The organism is Acidobacteriota bacterium (assembly GCA_039028635.1).
GTDB lineage: Bacteria > Acidobacteriota > Thermoanaerobaculia > Multivoradales > JBCCEF01 > JBCCEF01.
The window spans coordinates 117480-143770 of sequence record JBCCHV010000006.1; the positions used below are offsets into that span (position 1 = coordinate 117480).

A 26291-nucleotide genomic window follows, 5' to 3' on the forward strand; every position below is an offset into this window, starting at 1 on the left:
ATCGATGATTCGAAATGTGGCTCCTATACTAGCAGTGCCAAGGCCCGCACCAAGGGCCCTGGGAAAGTCTTGGTCATGCCGCGATCCACCTGCCACCACGTACCGCGACCCACACCATCGTGCCGGACGATCTGACCCGCTGGCAGGAGCTCGAGAGCTTTCTAGACCTCGACGAGGAGGCCCGACGGGAAGCCCTCGCCGAGGCCGAGGGCGACCGCCGGGAGCTCCTGCAGCGGCTGGCTCGCTGCGAGGCCGGCGAAACGCCCCTCGACACCCCCGTCGCCGACGGCTTCGCCGATCTGCTCGGCAACGCCCTCGAGCTGCGTCCCCTCGGAGGCCTCGAAGTCGGCGAGCAGGTGGGGGCCTACCGCATCGACGGCGTCCTCGGCGAGGGCGGCATGGGCATCGTCTACCGCGCCCACCGCGCCGACGGCACCTTCGACCAGGAAGTCGCCCTCAAGCTCCTGCACCGCGCACCGCGCGATGGCGACGCCCACCTGCGCTTCCTCCAGGAGCGTCAGATTCTCGCCGGCCTCAAGCATCCCCACATCGCCCGTCTGCTCGATGGCGGCATGGTGCGAGAGATGCCCTACCTGGTGCTCGAAAAGATCGAAGGCAGCTCGCTGACGGACTACTGCGAGCGCCATCAGCTGGCGGTGGAAGAACGTCTCCGGCTGCTGCTCCAGGCCTGCGACGCGGTCCACTACGCCCATCGCGAAGGCGTCATCCATCGCGACCTGAAGCCGTCGAACCTGATGGTCGAGGAGGACTCCGAAGGTCGACCCAAGGTGGTGGTGCTGGACTTCGGAATCGCCCAGTTCGAGCACACCGATCTCGAGGTCACCCGCACCGGCCAGATCTTCGGCACCCCCGGCTACATGTCGCCGGAGCAGGCCCTCGGCCGGCGGGCGGAGATCGACCGGCGCAGCGACGTCTTCTCCCTCGGCGTGATGCTCTACGAGCTGCTCTGCGGCGAGCGCCCGTTCGCCGGCGACCTCGCCTGGCTCGAGGGCGAGCCGGTCCCGGTGCGCCAGCACCGTCCCAACCTGCCCCTCGACCTGGTGACCATCACCGACACCTGCCTGGCCCGCGAGCCGGGGCAGCGCTACGACTCGGTGCGCGCCCTCGCCGACGATCTCGAGCGCTATCTCGATGGCGCCCCGGTGGCGGCCCGTCCGGTCACCTGGATCGGCCGCTGGCTACGCCGCGCCCGACGCAGCCCGAGGGTCGCCGCCGCCCTCGCCACCGCGACGGCGGTCACCCTCGCCTCCCTCGTCCTGTTGGCCTTCTTGGCGGTGCGCTACACCCGCGACCTCGCCGCCCAGCGACAGGCCGCCGTCGAGGCTCGCCGCGATGCCGAGGGGCTGCTCGAGTTCATGCTCGAGGATCTCCACCAGGGTCTCGACCGCGTCGGCCGTCTCGATCTCCTGGAGCAGGTCGCCCGCCAGTCGCTGGCCTACTTCGACGGTCGCGCAGGGGGATCGTCACCGCCCGAGATCCGCAGTCGAGCCACCGCCCTCCACAACGCCGGCCGAGTCCTCGTGGGCCAGGGGGACCACGACGCCGCCCGGCGCGCCTTCGACAACAACCGCCGACTCTTCGAAGGCCTCGTGGAGAGCGATCCGGACCCGCGATGGCAGCTCGAGCTGGCGCGCAGCCACCATGCCCTGGCGGGCGCCATCGTCAATCAGGGCGATGCCGACCTGGCCCTCGAGTCGTCGGCCGAGGCGCTTCGGTGGTCGCGTCGACTCGCCCCCCTCGCTCCACCCCCGGACGACTGGGCGGAGGTCCATTTCGACAGCCTGACGTTGCACGGTTGGATCGCTCGCGAAGGCGGCCGACCCGCCACCGCGCTCGAGGTCCTCGCCGAAGCCCGCCAGTTTGCCGAGCAGCGCCGCAGTGACCCCGAGTGGCGCCATCGCGGCGCCAGAGCCGAGTCCTTCACCGGCCTCGCCTACAGCCACCAAGGCGACTTCGAGGCCGCCCTCGAACACCTCGAGGCCGCCCGCCGGACCTGCGCCGAGCTCGTCGAGACCGATTCCACGAACACCGCTTGGCGAGAGGAGCTGCAGCTCGCGCTCGGCCACATCGCCTGGGCTCATCTCGACATCGGCGACCTCACCGCGGCGCGCCAGACCCTGCTCGAAGCACGGCACCAGGCACAGGTCTTGGTTCGGCTCGAGCCCGGCAACGCCGGCTGGAACCGAGAGCTCGCCGTCGCCCATGCCGGTCTCGCCGAGGCCTATCGGCGTGAAGGCCGACCGGACCTGGCGCTGCCCGAGCTCGAGGCGAGCCTCGCCATCGCCCGAGACCGGCACCAACGATTTCCCGACAACGCCTCCGCCGGCAACGATGTCGCCTGGGACCTGCTCGAGCTCGGCCGGCTGCATCGCGCCCTCGGAGCGCCGGATCAAGCCGGCGAAGCCTGGCGCGAGGCGGTCGGCATCATGCAGACGGTCCACCGCCGCCATCCCGATTCCTCCTACTACCTCGACACCCTGGTCCAAATTCTCCTCGAGCTCGACGAGATCGAGGCGGCGCGCCCCCTGCTCCGCCAGCTCGAAGCCGCCGGCTGGGCGGCGCCGGATCTCCAGGAGCTCGCCCGCAGCAAGGGCCTCGAGCCCACCAGCGACTCCTGACTCGACCCTCTCCTGTCCGGTGCACGACGCTTCCGTCGTGGACCGCGTTGACGGAGCTGCATGGGAGGCGGCTCCTGACACCACGAGAATCCAGGAGAACTACCCATGGACCTTCGATACCTTCGCCGATTGCTCTGCGTCGGCTGCTTTTTCCTCGTCTTCACCTCGTCCCTCGAGGGCGCCGAGATCACCGTCACCGCGGTCTCTGACGGCATCGTCGCCGACAATCGCTGCACCCTCCGGGAGGCCATCGAAGCGGCCAACACGGACAGCGCCTTCATGGGCTGCGATCCCGGCCTCGGCCACGACACCATCCTCTTCGTCCTCGAATCCACCTACGCCATCACCGTCGCCGGCGGCAACGAGGACGACAACCTCACCGGCGACTTCGACATCCGCGACGACGTCACCCTGCGACCGGCGGCGGGCCTCACGGCCACCATCAGCGGTAGCGACCTCGACCGCGTCTTCGACGTTCACGAGGGTGCCGACCTGACCATCGAAGGCCTCACGGTGGAGCAAGGCGACGGCGTGACCAGCGGCGGCGGCATCCAAACCCGCGAGTTGGCCAGCAAGCTGCGCCTGATCTCGGCGCGGATTGAAAGCAACCGCTCGACGCTGTTCGGCGGCGGTCTCTACCTCGCCGGCCCAGCCTGGATCACCGACTCGGTGATCGCCTTCAATCAGTCGCTCACCGGCGCCGGTGTCACCGCCGTCAGCGCCGCGCCGCTCGTGCTTCTGCGCACCGTCGTCGACGGCAATCTCGCCACCTCCGACGGCGGCGGCCTGAGCGTCATCGCGATGACCGCCCGAGACAGCGCCATCATCGCCAACCAGGCCGGCCGCCACGGCGGCGGCATCGAGTGGCGCAACGAAGGCTCGGCCGCCAGCCGTAGTGAATTGATCAACACCACCCTGGCCGAGAACGCCGCCGAAGCGGACGGCGGTGGCCTCTACTTCGACGGACCGGGCGACGTCGCCCTCTACAGCACCACAGTGGCCTGGAACTACGCCGACTACGACGAAAACGGCTCCGGCGACGGCGGCGGTTTCCACGTCGCCGACGGCAGCGGCAACCTCATCCTGCGCAACACGCTGGTGGCCCAGAACGAAGACCTCTCGATGGGTCCCTCACCGTCCCTGGCACCGGACTGCGTCGGCACCTTCCAATCCTTCGGCTACAACCTGCTGGCCGCCATCGATAGCGGCGACTGTTCCTTCACCGCCATCACCGGCGACCTCACCGGCACCATCTCCAGTCCCCTGGCCGCCAACATCGACTCCCTGCGTTTCGGCTGCGATCCCACGCCGGCAGTCCCCCTGCTGCTCGGCAGCCCCGCCCTCGACGGCGGCGATCCGGCCGGCTGCCTCGGCCCCGGCGGGATCCCCCTGGCCTTCGACCAGCTCGGCCAGCGGCGGGTCTGGGACGGCCCCGACCCGGACAGCATCGCGCGCTGCGACATCGGCGCCTTCGAGGCCGGCGCACCGGTAGCCCTGATCTTCGAAGACAGCTTCGAAACCGGCGACGTCTTGCTGTGGAGTCAGAGCCTGCGGCGCCCGGGAGCGGCTCCCCTCGGCGGCGGTTGCGGCGTTCCCGAGTAGAGCACCCCACCCCGAGGTCGTAGAATGACCTCAACAGGCAGCCCCGGCCGGCCCGGCGGCGCCATCGAGCGCCGCCTCCGGCCGGGTCGGTTCTTGGTCCCGGAACCACCACCGCTACAAGAGAGAGTCGCGACACCTGCAATGCGATGACGCGTCATCCGAGCTTGGCAACGCTGCCGGGCCCAGGTACTGTCTGTGGCTATGTCTGCCTGTGATTACGCCGATGAGAAATTCGCGGCTCGATACGCCGCTGACGGTCCAGCGCAATTCGTGCCGGGCTATCACTTCATGCATCAAATGGCGGTCCAGCTGATCGCGGAGTCCGTGAGCGACGAGGCGGCGGAGCTACTCGTGCTGGGCGCTGGCGGTGGATTGGAAATCGCCAGATTCGGCAGCGCCAAGCCGCACTGGCAGTTCACCGGCGTTGATCCTTCTCCAGAAATGCTGAACCAGGCTCGTGGCACCGTTCGCGAGGCTGGTGTCGAGGGTCGCGTGACGTGGGTGCAAGGCTACGTTGCCGATGCACCCATGAGGCCGTTCGATGCGGCGACCTGCTTGCTGACGCTGCATTTCATGGAAGACAACGGGGAGAAACTGGACGCCCTCGTGAATATCAAGGCGCGGCTCAAGAAAGGTGCGCCTTTGATCCTGGTGGATTTATGTCTGGACCAGAGCGCAGACGATTTTGACCTTCACCGGGATCGCTATGCCAGGTTTGCACTCGATTCAGGCGCGGCGGAAGAACTGGTTGAGCAAACGCGCGGACGGCTGAAGGACGTGCTCGCCACGGTGTCCGCCGAGCGCAACGTGGCTCTGCTCCGCGAGTCGGGTTTTTCGGGCATCGAGCTGTTCTACGCCGGTCTCTCCTGGCGCGGCTGGATAGCCTTCGCGTAAGAGGACTTCGGGCGTATGGGTAGTGGGCTAAGAAGTGGTGGCGTCCCTTCGGGAGGCTGACAAGGGCTAGCCTTCGCGGGCGAGAGCGGGATGAACCCGCCCAAAAGCCAAACGCCCCCGGCAGACGATTGCGCGTCTACCGGGGACTTGCCACCCATGGAGGAGCAAGCCCACCATGAGCGACCGCCCGAATTGTATCTTTGAAGACAGCGCCGGACTTCGCGAATCCTTCCTGCAGGAGATCCCGGCCGATCGGCGCCCCATCCTTCGAGAGCTCACTGACTGGATCCTCGAGCTATCCCGCGAGGCTCAGATGGTCGAGATTCCCGACGAGCCGAATCGGGAACACATGGCCGCCGTTGGTGCCGACCTCCGGCACTGCGCCAGCGCCCTCTACATGATCGCGTGGCACGGGACCGAGGCGGGCACCGACCCCGGTAGCCTTCGCCTTGTGGTGCTGGCCGGTGACCTCGCGCCGCAGGTTGAGGCGTTGGCGCGGGACATCGAGACCGCGCTACTGCCCAGCTAGCTCAGCACATTTCGCGAGGCCCAACGCCCGCACCGGGCGCCTCCTGGGCCTCGCCTACCCCCAGCACGTCAGAGCGTCGGAAGGCGATCGTCAGCGGGCTCCGGTGCTCCTGCATGGCCCGCTGGTACTCCTGTTCGGTGCAAATGACGACCAAGTCCCCAGTTACCCGAACCACTCGTCGAGATATCTCACCAAGGGCCGAGGAGAGTCTAACCACTTTACCTTCATATATTTGTGCGTCCATGAGGCCATCCTAGCAGGGCGGAGCCGTACCTCCTAGGAAAAATCTCCGCCGATACCGCTTGACACGTTACGGGTAATCACCTAGGTTACACCATGTAATTCGACTCGACGAGAGGTGCCGAGATGCCTGATGACCGACCTGCAGCAGCGTACGTTTCATACAAGACGCTTGAGAACGCGCTCGACCGATTGTCGGAGGGGCTCCCGAGCAAGGTCGACAAGTCCGCGTTCGAGAATCTCTCCGGCAGCAGCCAAAGCCAGCTCATTTCGTCGATGAAGTTCCTCCGGCTGATCGGAGATGAGCATGAGCCGGCGCCGATCCTCAAGGAGTTGGTGTCGAAGAATGAGCTTGAGCGCAAGTCATTGCTCCGGAAGGTCTTCGAGGACGCGTACGCCGAGATTTTCGCCCTGGACATCAAGAAGGCGACGCCCGCCCAGGTCAAGCAGATCATGGCCGAAAGCTACGGAGTAAGCGGTACTACCCTCCTGCGCTCTATGCGCTTTCTTCTCCAGGGTTTGGAGGCAATGGGGATTGAGGTTTCCCCTTACCTCAAGGAAACCAAGACGGCGAGACCGAAAAAGTCCACGCCCAACGGGAAGGCGAAGTCCAAGAGTAAGGCCCAGGCCAAACCGAAGGCGGCGAAACAGGACGAAGCGGCGGAGGCGCCGCGCAAGAGCAAGGTCCCCGAGGGGTTCGCTCGGCAGGAGATTCCTACGCTGAATGGCGCTTACATCGTCTACCCGGTCGACATGACGGAGCAGGACTTCGCGCTGTTCGAGGCCGCACTAGCCTTCATGAAGGCGGTAGTACAGCGGTAGTACAGAAGGGAGCGCAGGAATGAGGAGGGATTGAGGGCCGCGTCGGGCGGCCCGAATCAAAGCCGGGGCGGGCGAGGAGAGCTTGCAGGCATACCCCCCGCCCCGGCACTCGACATACCTGGAAGGCGGCTCGCTCTTGGTAGGGCAACAGAACTTAGAGATCTGTGGGCCGGATGCACCCGGCTGGGTTCGATCCCCCCGTCTTCCGCACTTATTCTAACTCGAATCCCCCTTCAGCTCTTCCCTGGCGGCCTCAATGAGCCTGGAACGCGTCCAAGCGGAGACGCTCAGCCCTGCGCGCTTGGCGGCCTTCTTGGCTAGCTCGTGGTCCGCCTCACGCATGCGGATTCGAATTGCAGCGTCGTACATCTCCTCTGGCTTCTTGGGCGGCCTACCGGTCTTAGGCATGACTAATCGTAGGCCGAAATAGGCCACAAATCAACCCTTGACGCGTAGACTTATTTGGCCTACAATAATTCCAATGACTTGAGAAAAAAACAACGACCCGCCAGTCGCGCCAACGACCAACGGGGCCAACCGCGACGCGATAGCGCCAACGGCTCACACCGGCATTCTAACGCGTCTCGATCTCACAGGAGACGCGACATGCCCAACCCGACTTGCCCCACCTGCGAAGCCACGATGCGGAGCCACGGAAAGCGCGCCGACGGACGGCGCCGGTTCAAGTGCTTCACCTGCAAGAAGGTTCACACCGAAGCTCGCGAGCACCTGTTCGGCGAGATGCGCGTGGACGAAGAGAAGGCCCTGATGGCGCTGGCGTTGCTCTGTGAGGGCTCCAGTGTCCGTGCCGTGTGCCGTGTGACGCACCTCCACAAGTCCACCGTCTTGCGCCTCTTGAAGCTGGCCGGTGACCGAGCCGAGCAGGTCATGCGGAACCGGATCAGGGACGTACCGGTCGAGGACGTAGAGTGCGACGAGACGTGGTCCTACGTGGGCCGCAAGGAGCGCTCGAAGAAGAAGGACGGCATCGAGGACCCACAGGAGGGCGACGCCTACGCCTGGATCGGCCTGTGCCGTTCCTCGAAATTGGTGCTCTGCTGGCACTTGGGACGCCGCAACAATCTAGGCGCTGATGCATTCGCCGAAAAGCTCGACTACGCGACGGCGGGCACTTCCAGATCAGCACCGACGGATTTCAGCCCTACTTCGACTCTTTGAACTACCACGTCGGCGCGCGGTCCGACTACGGCATCATCAAAAAGGAATTCGGCTATCACCCCGAGGGACAGCGCCACTACGCGCCGCCCGCTCTAATCAAGTCTGAGAAGGGTGTCGTCTTTGGCGATCCGGAGCCGGATCGCATCGGTACGTCGCGGGTGGAGCGCTGGAACCTGTCGTTGCGGATGGGCCTCAAGCGGACCTCGCGGCTAACGGTGGCCTTTTCGAAGTGCTGGGACAACCACAAGGCCGCGCTCGCGCTCTGGATCGCGTACTACAATTTCTGCAAGCGCCACCGCACCGTCAAAATGACGCCCGCCATGGCCTCAGAGATCACCCGCCGACCGTGGACCATGCGGGACCTGATGGCCGCTGGCGCCTAGCGACTGCTTTTCGCCGCGTCGCGCTGCCCCTTCCGGTATGCAGCGCGCACAAGGTTCATCAGTGTCGCGAATCTTCGCTTCTGGTGTGGGGTGGGTTTCTCGCGCCAGAATTGCTCGAAAAAGTGCGTGCGCACTTCCGGAGTCACGGGAGTCTTCACCTTCTCCCCGTCGATATTCAGTCGAATGAAAGTACTCTTTCGCTCGGCTGAAACTGTGACCTCTGTAATCGTGAACGTCACTTCGGTTTCAGTCATTTGAGCAAACTAGCACAACCGCCGACGCCCTCCGGCCTCGAGTGCTTCTAACCCGCCACCGCCGCGCCACCACTTCTTAGCCCACTACCGGCGTATGAGCCCGCGGGTTCCAGATAGACTCTCCATGCCCGAGTTTTGGCGTATCGCGCCATGCCTTCCCCGACTTCTCCTCCGAGGACCACCATGTTCAACAGCTTCGTTCGGTGCGCACCGCACCTCGGCACCCTGCTTGTTCTGTTCTCCTTCTTGTCGTCACCTGCGCCGGCACGCGGTGGCCTGATCGACCTCCAACTGTTGCAGATCTTGTTCGACGGCGCCGGTCTCCGAGGTGCGTCGGCAGTCGAGGTCAGCCCAGACGGTGCCCAGATGTACACGGTCGGCGGCCGCGGCTGCCTCCACGGCGCCACACGCGACCCGAGCACGGGGTCGCTGTCGTTTCTCCAGGTCTTTTGCGAGATCGAGGCGGAGATCGAGGGACTCGACGAAGCCCGGGACATCGTCTCGTCTCCCGACGGGGAGCACCTCTACGTCGCGGCGCTCGGGCTGACCGTGTTCGATCGCGATCCAGCCACGGGCCTCGTCGCGTTGTCCGATCGCGTCGTCGAGGGTCAAGGCGGTGCCACCGGGATCGCACAGCCGCGCGGTCTCGCGGTCAGCGGCGACGGAGCCTTCGTGTATGTGGCCGACTACGACGGCAACGCGGTGTCCGTGTTCGCCCGAGACAGCGCGACCGGTGGGCTCAGCTTCGTACAGGCGTTGTTCGAAGGTCAGGGCGGCGTCAGCGGAATAGCCTTGGCCCAACATGTCGCCCTCAGCCCGGACGGTACACACCTCTACGTCGTAGCGGGTGGAGCCTCCGGCTCCGTCGCCGTCTTCGCGCGCGACGCTGGCACCGGCACTTTGAGCTTCGTCCAAGCGATTCTCGATGGTCAGGGCGGCGCGGCGGGGCTCGCAGGCGCGTTGGCGGTCGACGTGAGTCCGGATGGCGACCACGTCTACGTGGTCGCTACGGTCGACAGCGCGGTCACCATATTCGCGCGCAACGGCGGGACGGGCATGCTGACCCATGTTCAAACCGTGGAGGACGACCTGGGCGGCATCAACCTTCTCGGCAACCCCCTCGGGTTGCGGATCCGGCCCGACGGCAGCGTCCTGGTGGTCAACACCTTTCCGGACAATGCGCTCGTGGTCTTTGCCCGCAACGCCATGACAGGAATGCTGACTTTGGTCGAGGAGAGCACCGGCATCAGCCTGGGCACCGACCTGAACAACCCGGGGCCGCCGGTTTTCGACCCGGATGGCGAACACCTCTACACCGCCAGCCGATTCGATCAGGCCATGGTCGTCGTCGCTTCGGCACCGTCCACGGGCGCCTTGAGTTTTGTGCAGCTCTTCGACGACGAGACTGAGCACAACGACGGGTTGTCTTCGGTCGATGGGTTGACCGTCAGCGCCGACGGACGCCACCTTTACACCACGGCCACCGATGGTGAGCGTGAGATCGGTCTCTATGCGCGCAATGCCGCCACCGGGCTCCTGGACTTTGTCGAAGTCGTCGCCGGTGATTCGCTGCCGGTGAGCATCAATGAGACCGCAGCACCGACCCTGTCACCCGGCGGCGAGCATCTCTACGTCTCGGAGCTCAGCACCCCCAATCTGATCGTCTTCGACCGCGACGCCGTCTCCGGCGCCCTCACCTTCGCCAGCGCTACACCACCCGAATCGGCTGCCGTCATCCGAGCGATGACGTTCTCCGCCGATGGCGGCTTCCTTTTCGCCGGCGACGACCTGAACGATGCCGTGCAGGTCTATGGGCGCGATCTGGCGACCGGGGCCTTGACCTTTCTTCAGACTCTGGTCGACGGCGTCGACGCGGAGGGCATCAACGATCCGCTGTCCCTCGTGTTGAGCCCGGACGGCTCGAGTCTCTATGTCGGCGGCGATGACGACGGCGCCATCGCACACTTCAGCCTCAATGCGACGATCGAGCCCCTGACCTTCGTCGGCCAGGTGGTCGATGGCACCGGTGGTGTCGAAGGCCTCGGCGGCGTGCGCGCCCTTGCCATGAGCCCCGATGGCGCGCAGCTCTACGCTGTGAGCGAGGACGACGCCGCCATCGCCGTATTCAGCCGCGAGCCGATCTCGGGCGCCCTCACCTTCGAGCAGGTCTTGGTCGACGGGGTCGACGGCGTCGATGGCCTCGATGGCGCACGGACGGTTTCGGTCACGCCGGACGGCCAGCTCGTCGTGGTTGGTTCCGGGATCGTCCCCCCTAGTAAGACGGGCGGTCAGGCCATCGTTCTCTTTCTCCGCGACACCGTCGACGGCAGTCTTCGCTTCGGCACGGTGATCGACCGACCCTTCGACACCAACGGTGAACGAACCGACCTCAATGAAGTGTCTGACGCCATCGTGACCGCGGACGGAGCCCACCTGGTGACGGCTCACCAGAACGCCAGTGCCCTGGCGGTTTATCGCCTGCCGCTACTCTTCGCCGACGGCTTCGAGTCGGGAGATACGACACGCTGGTCCAACACCGTGCCTTGAGCGAGCGACGCGAGCGGACCGCCTCGACGAGGGTCCCGTGACTTGGCAGGCCTTTGGTTCGCCCCTCCGGGCATCGCTTTCTGGTCGAGGTTCCTACATTCGCAGCTCCCACACCGCGTAGGCTGCTGCTGGCTATCTCCTGCGGTCCGGTGGATTCAGCCGGCAGCCGGTTCCAAACTCGAGTCATCGCAGGCTTGACAGAATCGGCCACAGAAGGAACAAAGTCCGCCACGAATTGAGCGGGGGCGTCGGTGGTAGGGTCTCGTCGAGCTCGAGAGCCAATCAACCGATCGAGGGCCCTGATGAGGAAGTTCCAGTTACTGACTCTTGGCGCCATCTTGCTTCTCGCCGTTGCAAACCAGGCGTGCACCGTGGCCGAGAGGCTTTCCTGCGGCGAAAAGCCGAAGGTCGACACGAGGCACAAAGAGCGACTTCAGGTGCGACTCATCGTCGAGCAGCACGGACAGACAGTGGTCGACGAAGCGACCATCGTCTGCCGAATCGTTGGTAGTGAATGCATCGAAGTGGGCGGGAATTGGTCCACGAAATGGCAAAAAATTCCGCGGGAGCCGCGTGCGCTCTCCGTCGACCTGCCGGGAGGCGAGGTGGTCTCAATAAAGCCCCCTCATTACTGTGCAAGACTGATTTCATTGACCAAAACGGAAGAACAGCCCATCAATGAGTGGAACTATCCCCGCATCTGGTCAGGCGGCATGATGGAGCCGATCATCGGCACTTCGGCAGAGAGACGAGAAATTCTCGAGAGCTTTCAGATCGAGCACTTGGGCCTCGAGGTCAACTCGTTGAATTGAGCTCATCCGATGAAAAGACTCGTCTTCCTAATTCTTCTCGGCGCCGTCCCAGCCCACGCCGATCCCGTGCCGCGCTTCATCGATTCCGCGGTCTGGAACCAGAACATCGAGGCAGCAGCGCTCCATCCGAGCTCAGCGTCGATGATCTCGACCCTCTCCGGCTTGGGCGGCTTCGGCAACGGTCGCTTGCAAATCGACTTCAGTCTGCACGTCGTCCACGCCGCGTCGGACGCGCCGACACGGACCATCGTCAGCCATCCGGATGGCTATTTCCTGCCCGATTGCGAGCCTCTGGGGACAGCGATGCCGGTGCCCCTCGACGCCGCCATCGAAGGCCAGGCCGACCTGGTTTGCGACAACCTTTCGGGCGACTGCCACCTCTTGGTGGTGCAGGACCGGATCCTTTACGAGGCCTATCGCTCGACGGCGTCGGGCAGTGCGCAGCTCGAAGCCCAATGTCTCGCCCTTTGGTATCTCGATGGGGACTATCCGCCGGAGGGACGCGGCGAGCATTGCACCAGCGCCGACGCGGCGGGTTTTCCGATCGCCCCGCTGCTCTTCAATGCCGACGAGATCGCCGCCTCGCTGGCAGCAGATGCTTCAGGCAACGGCGACCTCGGCCATGCCGTCCGCTTCATCCTGCCCAACGCGCGGATGGCCACCGATGCGAGCTTGGGAGGCGTCGCCGGCAGGCTCTATGTGCGCCCCGCTTCCCATGCCGGCGGGCCGAGTGGCCCGCAAGGCAGCATCGCCTACGGTTCTCGTCTGCGCCTACGGGCCGACTTCCCGCTCACCGGCTATTCCCCCGCCGCGCGGGTGATCCTCAATACCCTCAAGCGCTACGGCATGGTATTGGCGGACGGGGGCACCGTTGCCTTGACGGCCGAGAGCGACCTCTTCACGACGACCCGTTGGTCCGACTTGGGGATCAACTCGCGCGTCTTCGACCTCACCGCAGGGGCGGCCAAGGTGCTGGCCACCGATTTCGAGGTCCTCGACACCGGTCCTCGCATCGGCGAGACCTACGATTGTGAGCGGACCACGATCCCCCTGGTGATTTTCGCCGACGGCTTCGAGTCGGGCGATACCAACGCCTGGTCGAGCTCGGGTTAGCTGATCAGGGCCCGACGGCAGACCACTCGGAGAAATCCCCCGATTCGAAACCGTCGCTGAACAGGCGGTTGACCCGCAGCCTCTGGCCGACCACGCGGGTACCGCTGCCATCCCCGGTCCAGGAGTGCCATAGCGCCATCAGCACACCGTCGGCGCTACTCGAGACGGTGGGATAGACCTGGCGATTCGAGGTGCTGGTGTTGATGCGGAATTCATCACCGCAGAGGGTGCCGTTCGCCAGCACCCGTCGCCCCCAGATCTCGTCGAAGCTGCCGCCGGAGGCGGCTTCGCCGTCCCACACCACCACATAGCCACCCAGCCCGTCGGCGGCAACGCTGAGATGCTCCTGATCGCCGGGGGTCGTCTGGTTGAGCTGAATCTCGCCACTGGTGGGCGTGCCGTTGGCCGAGAAGAAGCGCGCGATCACGGTCGCCTCGGAGCCATCCTGCCCATCGCTCTCCCAGGCGATCATGAAGCGCCCGTCGGGCTGAACGGCGACCACCGCGTTGTTCTGATTGCCGGCCTCGGTGACATTGACCAACTGCTCCCCCCCGAGCGGTACACCGGCGAAGGAATAGCGTCGCAGGACGACCGCCCGGAAGTCCGAATCGACGTTGAGACTCTCCCAGGTGACGACGAAGCCCGTCGGCGTGGCCGCAATCTCGACATCGTTCTGCCACCCTTGGGTGGTGGTGTTGATGCGGAGCTCGTCGCCGGCCAGGCCCGCCGGGTCGTAGACCCGACCGTAGATGCCGCCGGTGCTGCCGTCCTGCTCTTCGCTCTCCCACACCACCATCATGTGGCCGGCGGGACCGATTGCGGCGAACGGATTCTCCTGGTTGTTCTCGGTTTCCTCATTGACCCGAAACTCGTTACCCACCGCCTTGCCGGAGGCATCGAAGCGCTGCGCGTAGGACCCCCAGCCGTCGCCATCCTGGGCCTGGCTGCGCCAAAGGACGATGAATGACCCGTCCGCCGCCATCGTCACCGATGCCTGACTCTGGTGATTCGTCGTGTGGCTGTTGACCACGAACTCGTCGCCCACCGGGGAGCCGGCGGCGTCGTAGCGGCGGGCCATCACCGCATCGCCACTGTTGTCTTGGTCAACGCTTTCCCACACCGCCACGGACCGCCCGTCGGGCGCCACGGCAACGTGCGGGAAGGACTGGTTCTGGCTGGTGAAGGTATTGACCTGGAACTCGTCGCCGAGCAAGGCCACCCCCGAGTCGGCGCCGGCCGGCCCCGCCACCAGCGGGCCCAGGCCCAGCAAGCCAGCGCACCAGATGAGGGCATGAAGCGCTTTCAACAGCCGAGGACCCCTGCTCCCAATCGATGACGACCGCAAAGGGTGCTCGAGAGAAGAAGATCTGTGATCGGTGCGCAAGGGCGGCCTCCCTCCGGTGAACGACGGGCTCTGCTGGTCAGAGGATGTGGGTCGACACTCCCCGGCGGCAACCAGATCCGCCTCGGCTCCAGAATGCCCACCACGAGGCCGCCCCCACGGCCCAGGCACTCGGAGCATCGACGCCCCTCGACAAGACATGCGCAAGAACGCGACGTTTTGATCCAAAAGCCAGCAACAAGCCGGTGAGAGAGTCCCCTACCCGGGGAACATGCCTCCCATGCCGCCCGGCATGTCGGGCAGCTTGCCACCGCCACCCATCGCCTTGCGCAGCCATTTGCCGCGCGCCCCTTTGAACATCTTGCGCATCATCTTGTACTGCTTGAGCAGGCGGTTGAGGTCCTGCACGCTGGTGCCGGAGCCGCGGGCGACGCGGCGTTTGCGGCTGGCATTGAGCACCTGGGGCCGGCGCCGCTCCTGCGGCGTCATCGAGTTGATCAGGGCTTCGACCCGCTTGATCTGGCCCTCGTCCACCTGGCTAGCGTCGAGCCCTTTGAAGGGCCCGGCCTTGGGCAGCAGCTCCATGAGCTGGGCCAGCGGCCCCATGCGACGGATCTGGCGCAGCTGGTCGCGCAGGTCCTCGAGGGTGAACTCCTGGTTCGCCAGCCGGGTGGCGAGGCGCTGCGCCTCGTCCTGATCGATGCCCTGCTCGGCGCGCTCGATCAGGGTGAGGACGTCGCCCATGCCGATCATCCGCCCGGCCATGCGCTCGGGGTGGAAGAGGTCGAGGTCCTCGGCCTTCTCGCCGACACCGACGAAGCGGATCGGCACCTTGGCGACGGTGCGGATGGAAAGCGCCGCACCGCCCCGCGAGTCGCCATCGAGCTTGGTCAGGATGACGCCGCTCAGGGGCATGTCGGCGGCGAACTGCTCGGCGCTGCGCACCGCGTCCTGGCCGGTCATCGAATCGGCCACGAACAGGATCTCGTCCGGCTGCAGCTTGCCGGCCAGGGCCTTGAGCTCCTCCATCAGCGAAGCGTCGACGTGCAGCCGGCCGGCGGTATCGAAGATGATCAGGTCGTGGCCGCGCTCGCGCGCCTCGCGAGTGGCCTTGTCGGCCAGCGCCAGCACCGACATTCCGGCATCCGGCTGACACACCGGCACGCCGACTCCGGCGCCCACCTGGACGAGCTGCTCGACCGCCGCGGCGCGCTGCAGGTCACCGGCGACCAGCAGGGGATGGCGGCCCTTGCCCTTCATGCGCTTGGCGAGCTTTCCCGAGGTGGTGGTTTTGCCGGAGCCCTGCAAACCGCACATCAGCACCACCGCCGGCCGCTTCTGCAGGTCGAGCTCGCGACCCTCTTCGCCGAGCAGTCCGACGAGCTCGTCGCGCACGATCTTGACGACCTGCTGGGCAGGCGTCAGACTCTGCAGGACTTCCTGGCCGAGAGCCCGTTCCCGAACGCGATCGATAAACGGCCTCACCACCCGGATATGAACATCCGCTTCGAGCAGCGCCAGTCGGATCTGCCGCAAGGCCGACTTGAGCGCCTCTTCGGTGATCTTTCCCTCGCCCTTGAGCTGGCGAAAAACGTCTTGGAGCTTGCCTTGCAGACCGTCGAACATGGGTGTCGTCTCCCCCGGTGGATGAAGAGCCGATGCTAAATCATCGGTCCCGGGCCCGCAATCGCTTTCCCCACCACCTCACGGGGCGATCATGATCCGCCGCGCCAAGATCGTCGCCACCGTCGGCCCCGCCAGCCAACGACCGGAAGATCTGCGAGCCATCGTGCTCGCCGGTGCCGAGGTCCTGCGCCTCAACCTCTCCCACGGCTCCCACGACTGGCACCGCGAGACCATCGCCACCATTCGCGCCGTGGCGGAAGAAGAGCAGCGCCACCTGGCGATTCTTCTCGATCTGATGGGACCGCGCTACCGGCTGGCCAATCTGCCGAAAAGGCGCTGCCTCGAAGCCGGCGAGCGGGTGCGTCTGGGGCTCTCCGCGGACGCCGACCTGCCGCTTGGGGAAGCGGAGGTCCTCGCCGCCCTGTCGCCCGGTCAACGGTTGCTGATCGACCAGGGCCTGGTCGACTTGGTGATCGAAGAAACCTCCGCCGACGAGGCCGTCGCCCGAGTGCTCACCGGCGGCGAGGTCTCGAGTCGCAAGGGCATCAACCTGCCGGACAGCGACCTCGGCTTCGCGATCACCACCAAGGACCACCAGGACATCGCCTTCGCCGTCGAGCAGGGGGTCGACTATCTGGCCGCCAGCTATGTCGGCCGAGCCGCCGATCTCACCGCCCTCGAGGATCGCATCGCCGCCGCCGGCGGCAGCATTCCGCTGGTCGCCAAGCTCGAGCGCAAGCAGGCCGTCGAGCACCTCGAAGAGATCGTCGAAGCCGCCACCGCGGTGATGGTGGCACGCGGTGACCTCGGCGTCGAGGTGCCGATCCATCAGGTGCCGGTGCTGCAGAAGAAGATCGTGCGGGCCTGCCGCGAGCGCGCCACGCCGGTGATCGTCGCCACCCAGATGCTCGAGTCGATGATGGCCCAGCCGCGGCCGACGCGCGCCGAAGCCACCGACATCGCCAACGCCATTTTCGACGGCGCCGACGCCCTCATGCTGTCCGGCGAAACGGCCGCCGGTAAGTATCCCCGTGCCGCCGTCGAAGTGATGGCGCGCACCATCGTCGAAGCCGAGGACTACCGCCGTCAGGTGCTCCACGACCGGATCAATCTGCGCCGCAGCCCGGCCCGATCGTCGTCCGAGTCGGGGGTTCCCCGCCTCTCCGAAGACATCGCCCAGGACATTCCGGACATGGTGTGTGGTGCCGCCGTCTACACCGCCGGCGAGCTCGCTGCGGAGCTCATGGTGGCCTTCACGCAGACCGGCTTCACTGGCCTGTTGATCTCGCGCTATCGGCCGTCGACCCGCTGCGTGGTGTTCACCAACAGCCTGACCGTCGCCCGCCAGCTCAACCTGGTGTGGGGGGTCGAGCCCCACTTCCTGCCGGATCGCCTGGAGCACCACGACGAGGTCATTCAGCTCGTCGACCGCGAGCTCCTGACCCGCCGCCTGGCTACTCCCGGCACCACCATCGTCGCCCTGATGGCGGACCCCATCCGGGAGCGGGCTCGCACCAACCTGATGCGGGTCCACCAGGTGCGCACCGCGGAGCAGTGGCGCGCCGCGGAGCAAGGACCACCGCGGCGGGGCCAGCCGTGAGCTTCGCGGCACCGCCTCCCCTACCCCCCTTCCTGGAAACGGAGCTGCCCTTCGAGCGCGGCACCTATCGCCTCGAGGAAGGGGCCTGGGCCGGCCGCCGGCTACACTTCATCGACCACGGTCCGCGGGACGCTCCGGCGGTCCTGATGCTCCACGGCAATCCCACCTGGAGCTTCCTCTGGCGTCGCGTGATCGCCGCCTTGCCGGAATATCGCTGCCTGGCGCCGGACCTCATCGGCCTCGGCCTGTCGGACAAGCCACGGCGCCTCGCCGAGCACCGGGTCGAAGCCCACGGCGAAGCCCTCGAGGAGTGGCTCGGCGCCCTCGGCATCACCTCCGCGGCGTTGATGGTCCAGGACTGGGGCGGCCCCATCGGCACCTACCTCGGCGCCACGCACCTCGCCGCCACCGGCAGCGAGCGCTTCACCGCGCTGGTGATCGCCAATACCTCGGTACTGCTGCCGGAGCGGCCTCGGGGTACCGCCTTCCACCGCTTCGCGCGCTTCCCCGGCATCAGTGACCTGGTCTTCCGGGGATTCGGCTTTCCGCAGAACATCCTGCACCGCATCCAGGGCGATCCGGCCTCGATTCGCGGCCCGGTGGCACGCGCCTATCGCTGGCCCCTGCGCCGCTGGCGAGACCGCGCCGCCCCTCTCGCCCTGGCCCGCATGGTGCCGTCGGCGCCGGACCACCCCAGCGTTCCGGCACTGCGCCGCGGCGAGACCTGGGCGCGAGCCTTCGGCGGCCCCATCGCCCTCGTCTGGGGCACCCGGGATCCGATCCTCGGGCGCGCCTTGAAGTGGCACGAGCGGGCGTTTCCGCAGGCCGCGGTGACCCGCACCGAAGCCGGGCACTTCTTGCAGGAAGAGGTTCCGGAGGAGCTCGCCGAGGCGCTGCGGCGAGGGACCTGAGGCAAGCCCTCAGGAGCGGCGCCGGCTCCAGGTGAGCAGCGCCGGCAGCAGAGTCACCGAGACCAGCGCCGTCGACAACGCTCCGAGAACAGCGACGAAGCCCACCGAGCGCAGTCCCGGGTAGTGGGAAAAGACCAGCGACCCGAAGCCGCAGACCGTCGACAGGGCGGCCACCACGATGGCATTGCCGGTGTCGATCAGGCCGCGCTCGACATCGCCGCCGCTTTCTTCCCGGAAGCGATGCACGATGTGCAGACCATAGTCGACCCCGATGCCGATGATCATGGTGGTGACGAAGATGTTCATGAAGTTGAGATCGATGCCGAACTGCACCATCGCCCCGAGCATCCAGCAGATGCCCACCGCCAAGGGGCTCAAGGAGAGCAGCGTGTGGCGGATCGATCGGAAGTCGAGGTAGAGAAGTATCGCCACCAGTACCAGGCCGAGAATGCCCGCCAGCCAGGCATCGGGCCGGACCCGCGAGCGCACCCGTTCGTTGACCACGTTGGTGCCGGTGAGGATGGCGTTCGGCCCCAGCTCCTCGGCCCACTCGACGCAGCGCGGGGGCGGCTCACGACGCCAGAGGTTCTCCGGCGGGTAGAGGTAGACGATGCTCACCCAGCCGTCGTCCGTCTCTTGAGCGAAGCGATCGAGCAGCGCCTTGGCCTGGGTCGAGCTCGAGAAGTCGCCGAGGCCGATGGGCTCTGAATGGGCCAGCGCTTCGCCGAGAAGATCGAGGCCGGGCTCGAAAGGCGCCGCTCGCAGGCCCTCCGCCGTCGCCTCCGAGCGGAAGCGCTCGCGAATGCGATCGATGTCGAGGAGCTCACCGCGACCGCGCTCGAGCCAGTCGAGCACCGCCGCCTGCTGGGCCGTCGGCGGCAGCAGCGAGTCGATCCCGCTGTAGCCGTTGAGGACGCCCTCCTCGACCAGACCGCGCGCCCCTTCGGCGGCGCGATCGGCCAGCGCCACCACCTCGCGCGGGGAATCGCCGCGCAGCACCAGCATCATGTAATCGAAGCCCGAGCCAAAACGCTCGCCGACCTCGCGGGTCACCTGAATGCCGCGGTTACCCTCCGGCCGCATCGCCTCCATGCTCTCCTCGAACTCCAGGCGACTGGCGGAGAGTAGAGCGATGGCGGTGACCACCAGACCGATCGCCAAGACCCAGCGCGGCGACGCCATGCACCAGCGCATCAAGCGGTGAATACCGAAGCTGTGCAGGTAGAGGTTGGGGCCACTGCTGCGGCGGCTGTAGCGATCCTCCCGCCAGGCGATCAAGGCCGGCAACACGAAGATGACGCTCAGCATGCAGAGCAGGATGCCGGTGCCGGTGAGGAAGCCCATCTGACGCAGGCCGGTGAAATCGGTCACCAGGAAGGCATAGAAGGTCGCTGCCGTGGTCACCGCCCCGACCACCACGGCACGTCCCGAGGATCCCGCCATGGCCGCCAGCGAAGCGGCGAGATCGCCGCCCTTGCGACGCTCCTCGACGAAACGACCGTAGGAGACGATGACGAAGTCGATGCCCAGGCCGATGAGGAGCGCCGCGGTGCCGCTGGTCGCCGAGCTCAGGCGGCCGAGGGAGAGCTTCGCCAGGCCGAAGGTCAGGATCAGGCCGCAGACCAGTGGGATGGTGGCGAAGAGCAGCGGTCCTAGCCGGCGAAAGGCGAAGAGGAACAGGATTAGCACCCCGGCCAAGGAGGTGAGGGCGCCGACGATGCCGTCCTTTTTGATGAAGCGGGCGTCGTCGAGGGCGGTCAGGTAGCCGCCCCCCAGGGCCACTTCCGGCACCGGCGGCAGCTCGCCATCGTCGGCCTCGAAGCCGACCAGCTCGGGCCAGCGGCTCTGCACCGCGGCGACGCGATCCTCGACCGCCGCCACCAGGCGGATGTCGAAGTCGATGTCCGCCGGCGGCCGGATGGGCTCGGCGAGGATGAGCAACATGCGATGGTCACGGGACAGGTAGTAGCCACTCGACCAGTCGACGTTGAGGGCCCCGCGGGAGCCCTGGACGCGATCCAGGAAGAGCTCCACCAAGCCCAGCGGATCGACCAGCAGGAGCTGCTTCAGGCTCTGCCCCTGGGGGGTTCCGAGCAGCCGGCGCATCTCCTGGACGCGTTTCCGAATGCCTTCGTCCGAGAGCTTTTCGGCGAGGCGCTCACGGCCGGCCTGGTCGAGAAACAGCACTGCCTTGGGGTAGAACTCGCGCAGCAGCTCCTCGGTGTTGCCGAGGCGATACTCGATGCCCTTGATCTCCTCCCGCCCTTCGAGCTCGACGGCGAGCTCGTCGACGAAGGACTCGTAGGGATCGAGCACCGCGTTTTCCGGCAGGCGCACCGCCACCGGCAGGTAGTCGATGGCACCGAACTGCTCGAGGGTCTCGAGGAAGGTGTCGATGGCCGGATCGTTGCGCGGCAGCAGGTTGAGCACATCGGTGTCGAAACGCAGCCGCGAGGTCAGAAAGATCGACACCACCACCAGCAACCCGGTGACGACGAAGATGCGCCGATAGTTGTGGCGCGCCCACAGGCCCAAGCGGTTGAGGAGCGGAGCTCGCGAATCTAGCGCCAACGGCGCCCCCTGTCAGCGATCGCCGGGACTGCCGAACGGTCTTCGAGGGCGCCCGGGCTCGCGAGGAAGGAAATGCTCATGGTCGAGCGCTAGGGCGCGCCGCCCTAGCTGGCACTGCTACCGGACGACAGGTGCTCGCGCAGCAGCTCGCGACCGAAAAGGGCGAAGTACTCGAGGCCGGAGTAGACGCTCGCGATCAGCGCGATCCACAGAGAGATCGGTGCCAGGTGACTGAATTGGCCGAGCTGATTGTAGAAAATCAGCAAGGCGATGGCGACGATCTGCAACACCGTCTTGACCTTGCCCGAGATGCCGGCGGCAATCACCAGCCCCTCGGACGCGGCGAAGGCGCGCAGGGAGCTGACGGCGAACTCGCGAGCGATGATCGCCACCACCATCCAGGCCGGGGCGACACCGAGCTCGACCAGCGAAATGAAAGCGGCCGAGGTCAGAATCTTGTCCGCCGCCGGATCGAGCAGCTTGCCGAGGCGGGTCTCCTGCTGGTTGCGACGGGCCAGAAAGCCGTCGAGGAAATCGGTCAGGGCGGCGAGCAAGAAGACGCCCAGGCCAATGAACTCCTTGCCGTCGATCTTGGTCAGTAGCACGACCACCAGCAGCGGTACGAGCAGAATTCGAAAGATCGACAGGAGATTGGGTGCGTTCAGCATGGAATGGGCCCGGCGAGAGGCGAATTGTACTTCAGCCGGAAGTCGAAGACCGACTCAGCGCAGCGGCTTGTTGGTGAGCACGACCCGATTGGCGCTGTCGCGCTCGAGCCGCGGCTTGGGGGCCGACGACAGCCGGGCCACCTTCACCGGCCGACCGCGGTAGAGGCTGAGGACCTTCTCGACGTAACGCTCGGTCTCGGCATAGGGCGGGATGCCGGAGTGTCGGGTCACCGCCGTCGGCCCGGCGTTGTAGGCCGCCAAGGCCAGATCCAGACTGCCGAAATGGTCCAGCATTCGCCGCAGATAGGTGACTCCGCCGCGCACGTTCTGTTCCGGATCGTAGGCATTCTCCACCGCCAGCTCGCGCGCCGTCGCCGGCATCAGCTGCATCAATCCCATCGCCCCTTTGTGGGAGCGGGCTCGCGGATCGTAGGAAGACTCGACTCGGATGACGGCGTCGACCAAAGCCGGATCGAGGCCATAACGAACGCTGTGACGACGCACCAGTGGCGCGAAGCGGGAGCCATCCCGAAAGGTCGTCGAACGGGACCGCTTGGCCTGCGGCCGCTGGCTCGTGCCGACGTTGTAGACCACCACCTTGCCATCGGGCCGGGTCTCGACCCGCACCTCCGCCTGCACGCCGGTCGTCGCCAGCAGGGCGCCAGCGATCAGAGACGGCAAGAGGGTGTGAAAAATCTTCAAAACGACGGCGCTCTCCAAAGTCGAAACGTCAGTTTAGCCGATCCCCGTTCGGCGGGCCAAGGCGGCGGCGTCCGATCAACGCCTCTCGGTGAACACGACAGTGGTCAAAGCGGGGACCCGAAACCGTCCGGAGTCGGGTTTCCAGGAAACCCGCCGCAGGACTTCGTCGGGGGAGCTGCGCTGCACCCGATGCAGCTCGAGAGCAGCGCCCCGTAGGCTGAGGGAATCGCCCTCCCAGGCCTCCGGCGTCGCGTTGAGGATCGCCACCAGCCGACGATGGCGGGAATCGACCCTGCCCTCCTCGTCGTGCAGACTCCAGACGATCAAACCGGGAACCTGGGCCGGGCCGACGTTGTGAAAACGCAGATGACTCCGCACCTCGTCGGCAGTCCGTAGACGCCACAGCGGCGAGCTGCGCCGGATCTGCAGCATTTCGCGGCAGTGGCGAATGCAACCGGCGATCTCGGAGGACGATGGCCGCAGACCAGGGTCGGCGAGCAGCGGGCGCAGCAGCTCCCAGCGCTGCCGGTTTTCTCCTGCCGGAGGAAGACCGACCCCCCAGCGGTGGCGAAGGCCGGTGAAGTCGAGAGCGTTGAACCAATCCCCCGAGTCGTAGCTGTTGCGATCTCCGGACTTCGAGCGCAGCAGCTCGAGACCGGCGTGAAGGAGTGGGACGCCTTGGGCGAGGAGCAGCAGGTCCAGCGCCAACCATTGCCGACGCGCCCGCTCGGCCATGGCGGTCGCCGGCGGCAGCTTCATCGCCAGGGCATCGAAGAAGGTCTCGTTGTCGTGAGCCTCGAGATAGTTGATCGACTCCCGGGGCGCCGCGGCATAGCCCAGGCCTCCGTCCCCTCCCCGCGCCCGGCGACCGTGGCGGTCGGTCCACTCGAAGGCGGCGAGGTTGCCGGCGAGGGACAAACGAACCACATCGGAGGCCTCGAGGAGCCGTTCCCGAGCCTCCCCTTCGTCCTCCCCGGAAGGAAGGTGATAGAGCCCCGAGAGGAAGCCCTGGCGGCGCTCACCATCAAAAGGCCCGCCGCCGCGGGCGGCGTCTCGCAGGCGATCGTTGAAGGTCCCGATGCCGCGGCCGTGAAGGTTGTGCTGACTGGCGTTGCGCCCACGGCCATTGCCGGCCATCTCTGCGAAGCTCCAGCCCTCGCCGAGGAGCTGGATCCGCCGACCGTCGACGCCGTCGGTCTCGGGTCTGAGCCCATCGAGGGCCTCTCGAACGGCCGCGAGATTGCGCACCAGGTGGTGCCCCATGAGGTCGAAGCGGAATCCTTCGACGCGGTAGTGGCGAGCCCAGTGAAGCACCGAGTCGACCATCAACCGCTCCATCATGCGGTGCTCGCTGGCGGTGTTGGGACAGCAGCTCGAGGTCGCGATGCGGCCCTCGGGATCGCGGCGGTGGTAGTAGCCAGGCACCACCCGGTCGAGCACCGATCGACGATCCTGGCCGGCGGCGTAGGTGTGATTGAAGACCACATCCATCACCACCCCGAGACCGAGGCGGGCCAGGTCACGAACCATGGTGCGGGCTTCGAGGATTCGGGAAGCGCCGTCCGGTCGCACGGCGTAGCTGCCCTCCGGCACCATGAAGTGCCAGGGATCGTAGCCCCAGTTGTAGCCGTCCTCCTCGGCGACCGCCGTCACCGCCGCCTGCGCATCGGGTCCGTCCGGTGGCCAGTCGTCGAGGGGCTCCGGCGATCGCCAGCGACGGCGATCCTCGTCGACGGTGGCGAAATCGGCGATCGGCAGGAGCTGAACGTGGGTCAAGCCGGCGCCGGCCAGGGCCCTGAGGTGGGCAACCCCCGGCGCCTTCTCGACCCCGAAGGCGCCGTAGGTGCCGCGCCGGCCCGGCGGGACGGCCTCGTCCTCGGCGCTGAAGTCGCGCAGATGAAGCTCATAGAGCACCCGATCCTCGATCGCCGGCGGGCGCCGACGGGCGAGCTCCGACCAACCCGCCGGCTGCCAGGCCGGATCGGCGAGATCGAGGAGCTGACTGCGACGGCTGTTGCGCGACAGGGCGATGGACCAGGGATCGGTGACCCAGTTCTTCTCGACCCGCCCCGTCGCCGGCACGAAGACCTCGACCTCATAGAGGTAGTAGCGACCCAACCAGGAAAGCGGCAAACGACGGGACCAGACGCCGGAGCCGGCGTCGAAATCGAGCTCGACGGCGGCACCGGCCGCCCCGCGGGGGCCATCGAAGGTCCCTACCGCCACCCGCCGGGCGGTCGGCGCCCACAGGCGAAGCCAAACACCTTGGCTTTCCGGAGGTCCGCTGGACACCACCTCGACGCCGAGAGCACCGTCCCAGCGAAAGAGGGCATCGAGGACCCCCGCAAGCTGAATCCCGGTGAGGTCGTCCACCGCCTCAGAGCTCTCGCCGGGCTCGGCGACCGCGCCCTCGACAACCACCTGACCGCGCAATAAGTCGGGAACCTCTTCGACTGCCCCCGCCGGCACCGCGAAGGCAGTGCCCGTAGCGAGATGAGGCCACTTCGCCCGCAAGTCCTCGGGCAGCCCCCCCGGAACCTCCGCCAAGGGAATCCATCGACCCTCGCCCGCGGTCTCACCATTCGCCGCCACCCGCAGGCGAGCCGGGCCCCGCGCCCCGGGGTAGACGATCAGCTCCGGCGTCAGCCAGTGGGCTCGCGCCCGGAATCCGCCACCCGACGCGGCCCCACCCGATGACTTCATCGTCGGGCTAGCCCGGCCTTCTCACGAGGTTTCCTCGCGAGAGGCCGTAGGTTCTTGAAGATGCAAGGCATCCGTGGCTGCCACGACGCAGCCGTACTCGACGGACTGCGAGGAGAGCAGGCGACGGATAACGCAGCAGATTCCGGGACATACGGACGCGCAGCGGAAAGCTGGTGAGAAGGCCGGGCTAGATCAACGAGCGGGACTGGCCGCCATCGACGTTGAGGCATGCACCGGTGATCCAGGAGGCGCGGGGAGAGGCCACGAAGGTCACCACGTCGGCGACCTCTTCGACGGTGCCGAAGCGGCCCATCGGCAGATGGTCGTCGACGAAGCGTGCGATGCCGGCGGGATCGCGTTCCCGGCGCTCGGCCCAAGCTCCGCCAGGGAACAGGATCGAGCCGGGAGCGATGCTGTTGCAGCGCAGCCCCTCCGGCGCGAGCTCGAGGGCGAGGGTCTTGGCGGTGGCGATGACCGCCGCCTTGGTGGCCTCGTAGATCGAGAGGTTGGGACCACCGGCTTCGCGCCCGAAGATCGAGGCGATGAACAGGATCACGCCGTCACCATGACCTTCAGCATCGCGGGCGCGACGCAGCAGCGGCAGGGCGGCACGGCTGAAGCGCACGTGAGAGAGCAGGTTGAGGTCGATCAGAGCCCGCCAATCTTCGTCCGACTTCGACTCCAGGGGACCTCGCCGGTTGCTGCCGACGTTGTTGATCAGGATGTCGAGGCTACCGAAGCGTTCGGTGGCCGCCGCCATCGCCGTTTCGGCGGCCCCGTCGGCGGTGACGTCGAGGGCGAGCGTCAAACACTCCCCGGGCAGCGCCTCGGCACAGCGCTTCAAATCCTCCTCGCCACGGGCACAGATCACCAGACGGCAGCCCTCGCGCGCCAGCGCCTCGGCGATCCCGCGACCGATACCCCGGCTCCCTCCGGTCACCATCGCCACCTTGCCCGCCAAACCGAGATCCACCGCCACCTCCGTTCTGCTGATTTTCCGGACGCCGCACTCTAGCAGGGCTGAAAAAGCCGCGTGGCGGCTTCTTCAGCGCCTGCTGATTGTTTCAGGGGGGCTAAAGGCGCCCCCCTCAGGCGCACGCACATGTCGTGCGCCTTCACCCCCGACCTCGGCGGCTTTGCCGCCGCCTCGCCCC

19 protein-coding genes are annotated in these 26291 nt (G+C 66.6%); 12 read left to right on the forward strand and 7 right to left on the reverse strand.

Going from position 1 to position 26291, the window contains the following annotated elements:
• Window positions 1-119 precede the first annotated feature (119 nt).
• The 10 genes from AAF604_04365 (at window position 120) to AAF604_04410 (ending at window position 13014) form a co-directional block, all read left to right on the forward strand.
• Window positions 120-2639: a serine/threonine-protein kinase gene (locus tag AAF604_04365; protein MEM7048866.1), complete on the forward strand. Its 2520-nt coding sequence runs from the start codon at window positions 120-122 to the stop codon at window positions 2637-2639.
• A gap of 105 nt (window positions 2640-2744) precedes the next feature.
• Window positions 2745-4241, forward strand: a complete 1497-nt coding sequence (locus tag AAF604_04370; GenBank protein MEM7048867.1) for a CSLREA domain-containing protein — start codon at window positions 2745-2747, stop codon at window positions 4239-4241.
• 201 nt (window positions 4242-4442) lie between these two features.
• Complete coding sequence (locus AAF604_04375; protein ID MEM7048868.1) at window positions 4443-5135, forward strand: methyltransferase; 693 nt, start codon at window positions 4443-4445, stop codon at window positions 5133-5135.
• Window positions 5136-5310: 175 nt separating this feature from the next.
• Window positions 5311-5664, forward strand: a complete 354-nt coding sequence (locus AAF604_04380) for a hypothetical protein (protein ID MEM7048869.1) — start codon at window positions 5311-5313, stop codon at window positions 5662-5664.
• A 366-nt stretch (window positions 5665-6030) separates the two neighbouring features.
• Window positions 6031-6726, forward strand: a complete 696-nt coding sequence (locus AAF604_04385; protein ID MEM7048870.1) for a DUF5343 domain-containing protein — start codon at window positions 6031-6033, stop codon at window positions 6724-6726.
• Window positions 6727-7332: 606 nt separating this feature from the next.
• Window positions 7333-7905, forward strand: coding sequence for a hypothetical protein (locus AAF604_04390; protein ID MEM7048871.1), 573 nt, complete (start codon window positions 7333-7335; stop codon window positions 7903-7905).
• Entirely contained in the window at window positions 7902-8288 is a 387-nt protein-coding gene (locus AAF604_04395; protein ID MEM7048872.1) for a hypothetical protein, read from the forward strand. Before AAF604_04390 ends, AAF604_04395 begins: the two co-directional genes overlap by 4 nt.
• A gap of 437 nt (window positions 8289-8725) precedes the next feature.
• Window positions 8726-11089 (forward strand): beta-propeller fold lactonase family protein, encoded by a 2364-nt coding sequence (locus AAF604_04400; GenBank protein ID MEM7048873.1) that lies wholly within the window; start codon window positions 8726-8728, stop codon window positions 11087-11089.
• A 302-nt stretch (window positions 11090-11391) separates the two neighbouring features.
• Window positions 11392-11901 carry a hypothetical protein gene (locus tag AAF604_04405; GenBank protein MEM7048874.1) on the forward strand — a complete coding sequence of 170 codons (510 nt, stop codon included), beginning with the start codon at window positions 11392-11394 and terminating at the stop codon, window positions 11899-11901.
• 9 nt (window positions 11902-11910) lie between these two features.
• A complete protein-coding gene (locus AAF604_04410; protein MEM7048875.1) occupies window positions 11911-13014 on the forward strand; it encodes a hypothetical protein in 1104 nt (367 codons plus the stop codon).
• Window positions 13015-13018: 4 nt separating this feature from the next.
• On the opposite strand, the gene AAF604_04415 is transcribed toward AAF604_04410, so the two are convergent.
• Both AAF604_04415 and ffh read right to left on the reverse strand, forming a co-directional pair.
• Window positions 13019-14320 carry a hypothetical protein gene (locus AAF604_04415; GenBank protein MEM7048876.1) on the reverse strand — a complete coding sequence of 434 codons (1302 nt, stop codon included), beginning with the start codon at window positions 14318-14320 and terminating at the stop codon, window positions 13019-13021.
• A gap of 294 nt (window positions 14321-14614) precedes the next feature.
• Window positions 14615-15982 (reverse strand): signal recognition particle protein, encoded by a 1368-nt coding sequence (gene ffh, locus AAF604_04420; protein ID MEM7048877.1) that lies wholly within the window; start codon window positions 15980-15982, stop codon window positions 14615-14617.
• Between the two features lie 91 nt (window positions 15983-16073).
• Here ffh and pyk point away from each other — a divergent pair, with 91 nt between their 5' ends.
• Window positions 16074-17582 (forward strand): pyruvate kinase, encoded by a 1509-nt coding sequence (gene pyk / locus AAF604_04425; protein ID MEM7048878.1) that lies wholly within the window; start codon window positions 16074-16076, stop codon window positions 17580-17582.
• A complete protein-coding gene (locus AAF604_04430; protein MEM7048879.1) occupies window positions 17579-18493 on the forward strand; it encodes an alpha/beta fold hydrolase in 915 nt (304 codons plus the stop codon). Before pyk ends, AAF604_04430 begins: the two co-directional genes overlap by 4 nt.
• Window positions 18494-18502: 9 nt before the next feature.
• Here the strand turns inward: AAF604_04430 and AAF604_04435 are convergent, their stop codons facing one another.
• The 5 genes from AAF604_04435 to AAF604_04455 all read right to left on the reverse strand — a co-directional run bounded on the left by AAF604_04435 (window position 18503) and on the right by AAF604_04455 (window position 26110).
• Window positions 18503-21064: an MMPL family transporter gene (locus tag AAF604_04435; protein ID MEM7048880.1), complete on the reverse strand. Its 2562-nt coding sequence runs from the start codon at window positions 21062-21064 to the stop codon at window positions 18503-18505.
• Between the two features lie 104 nt (window positions 21065-21168).
• Window positions 21169-21732: a CDP-diacylglycerol--glycerol-3-phosphate 3-phosphatidyltransferase gene (gene pgsA / locus AAF604_04440; protein ID MEM7048881.1), complete on the reverse strand. Its 564-nt coding sequence runs from the start codon at window positions 21730-21732 to the stop codon at window positions 21169-21171.
• Between the two features lie 54 nt (window positions 21733-21786).
• The gene (locus tag AAF604_04445; GenBank protein MEM7048882.1) at window positions 21787-22434 is read right to left on the reverse strand and encodes a lytic transglycosylase domain-containing protein; all 648 of its coding nucleotides are present in this window, start codon (window positions 22432-22434) and stop codon (window positions 21787-21789) included.
• A gap of 75 nt (window positions 22435-22509) precedes the next feature.
• On the reverse strand, window positions 22510-25137 hold the full coding sequence (gene pulA, locus AAF604_04450) for a pullulanase-type alpha-1,6-glucosidase (GenBank protein MEM7048883.1): 2628 nt from the start codon (window positions 25135-25137) through the stop codon (window positions 22510-22512).
• Between the two features lie 187 nt (window positions 25138-25324).
• Entirely contained in the window at window positions 25325-26110 is a 786-nt protein-coding gene (locus tag AAF604_04455) for an SDR family oxidoreductase (protein MEM7048884.1), read from the reverse strand.
• Window positions 26111-26291 lie beyond the last annotated feature (181 nt).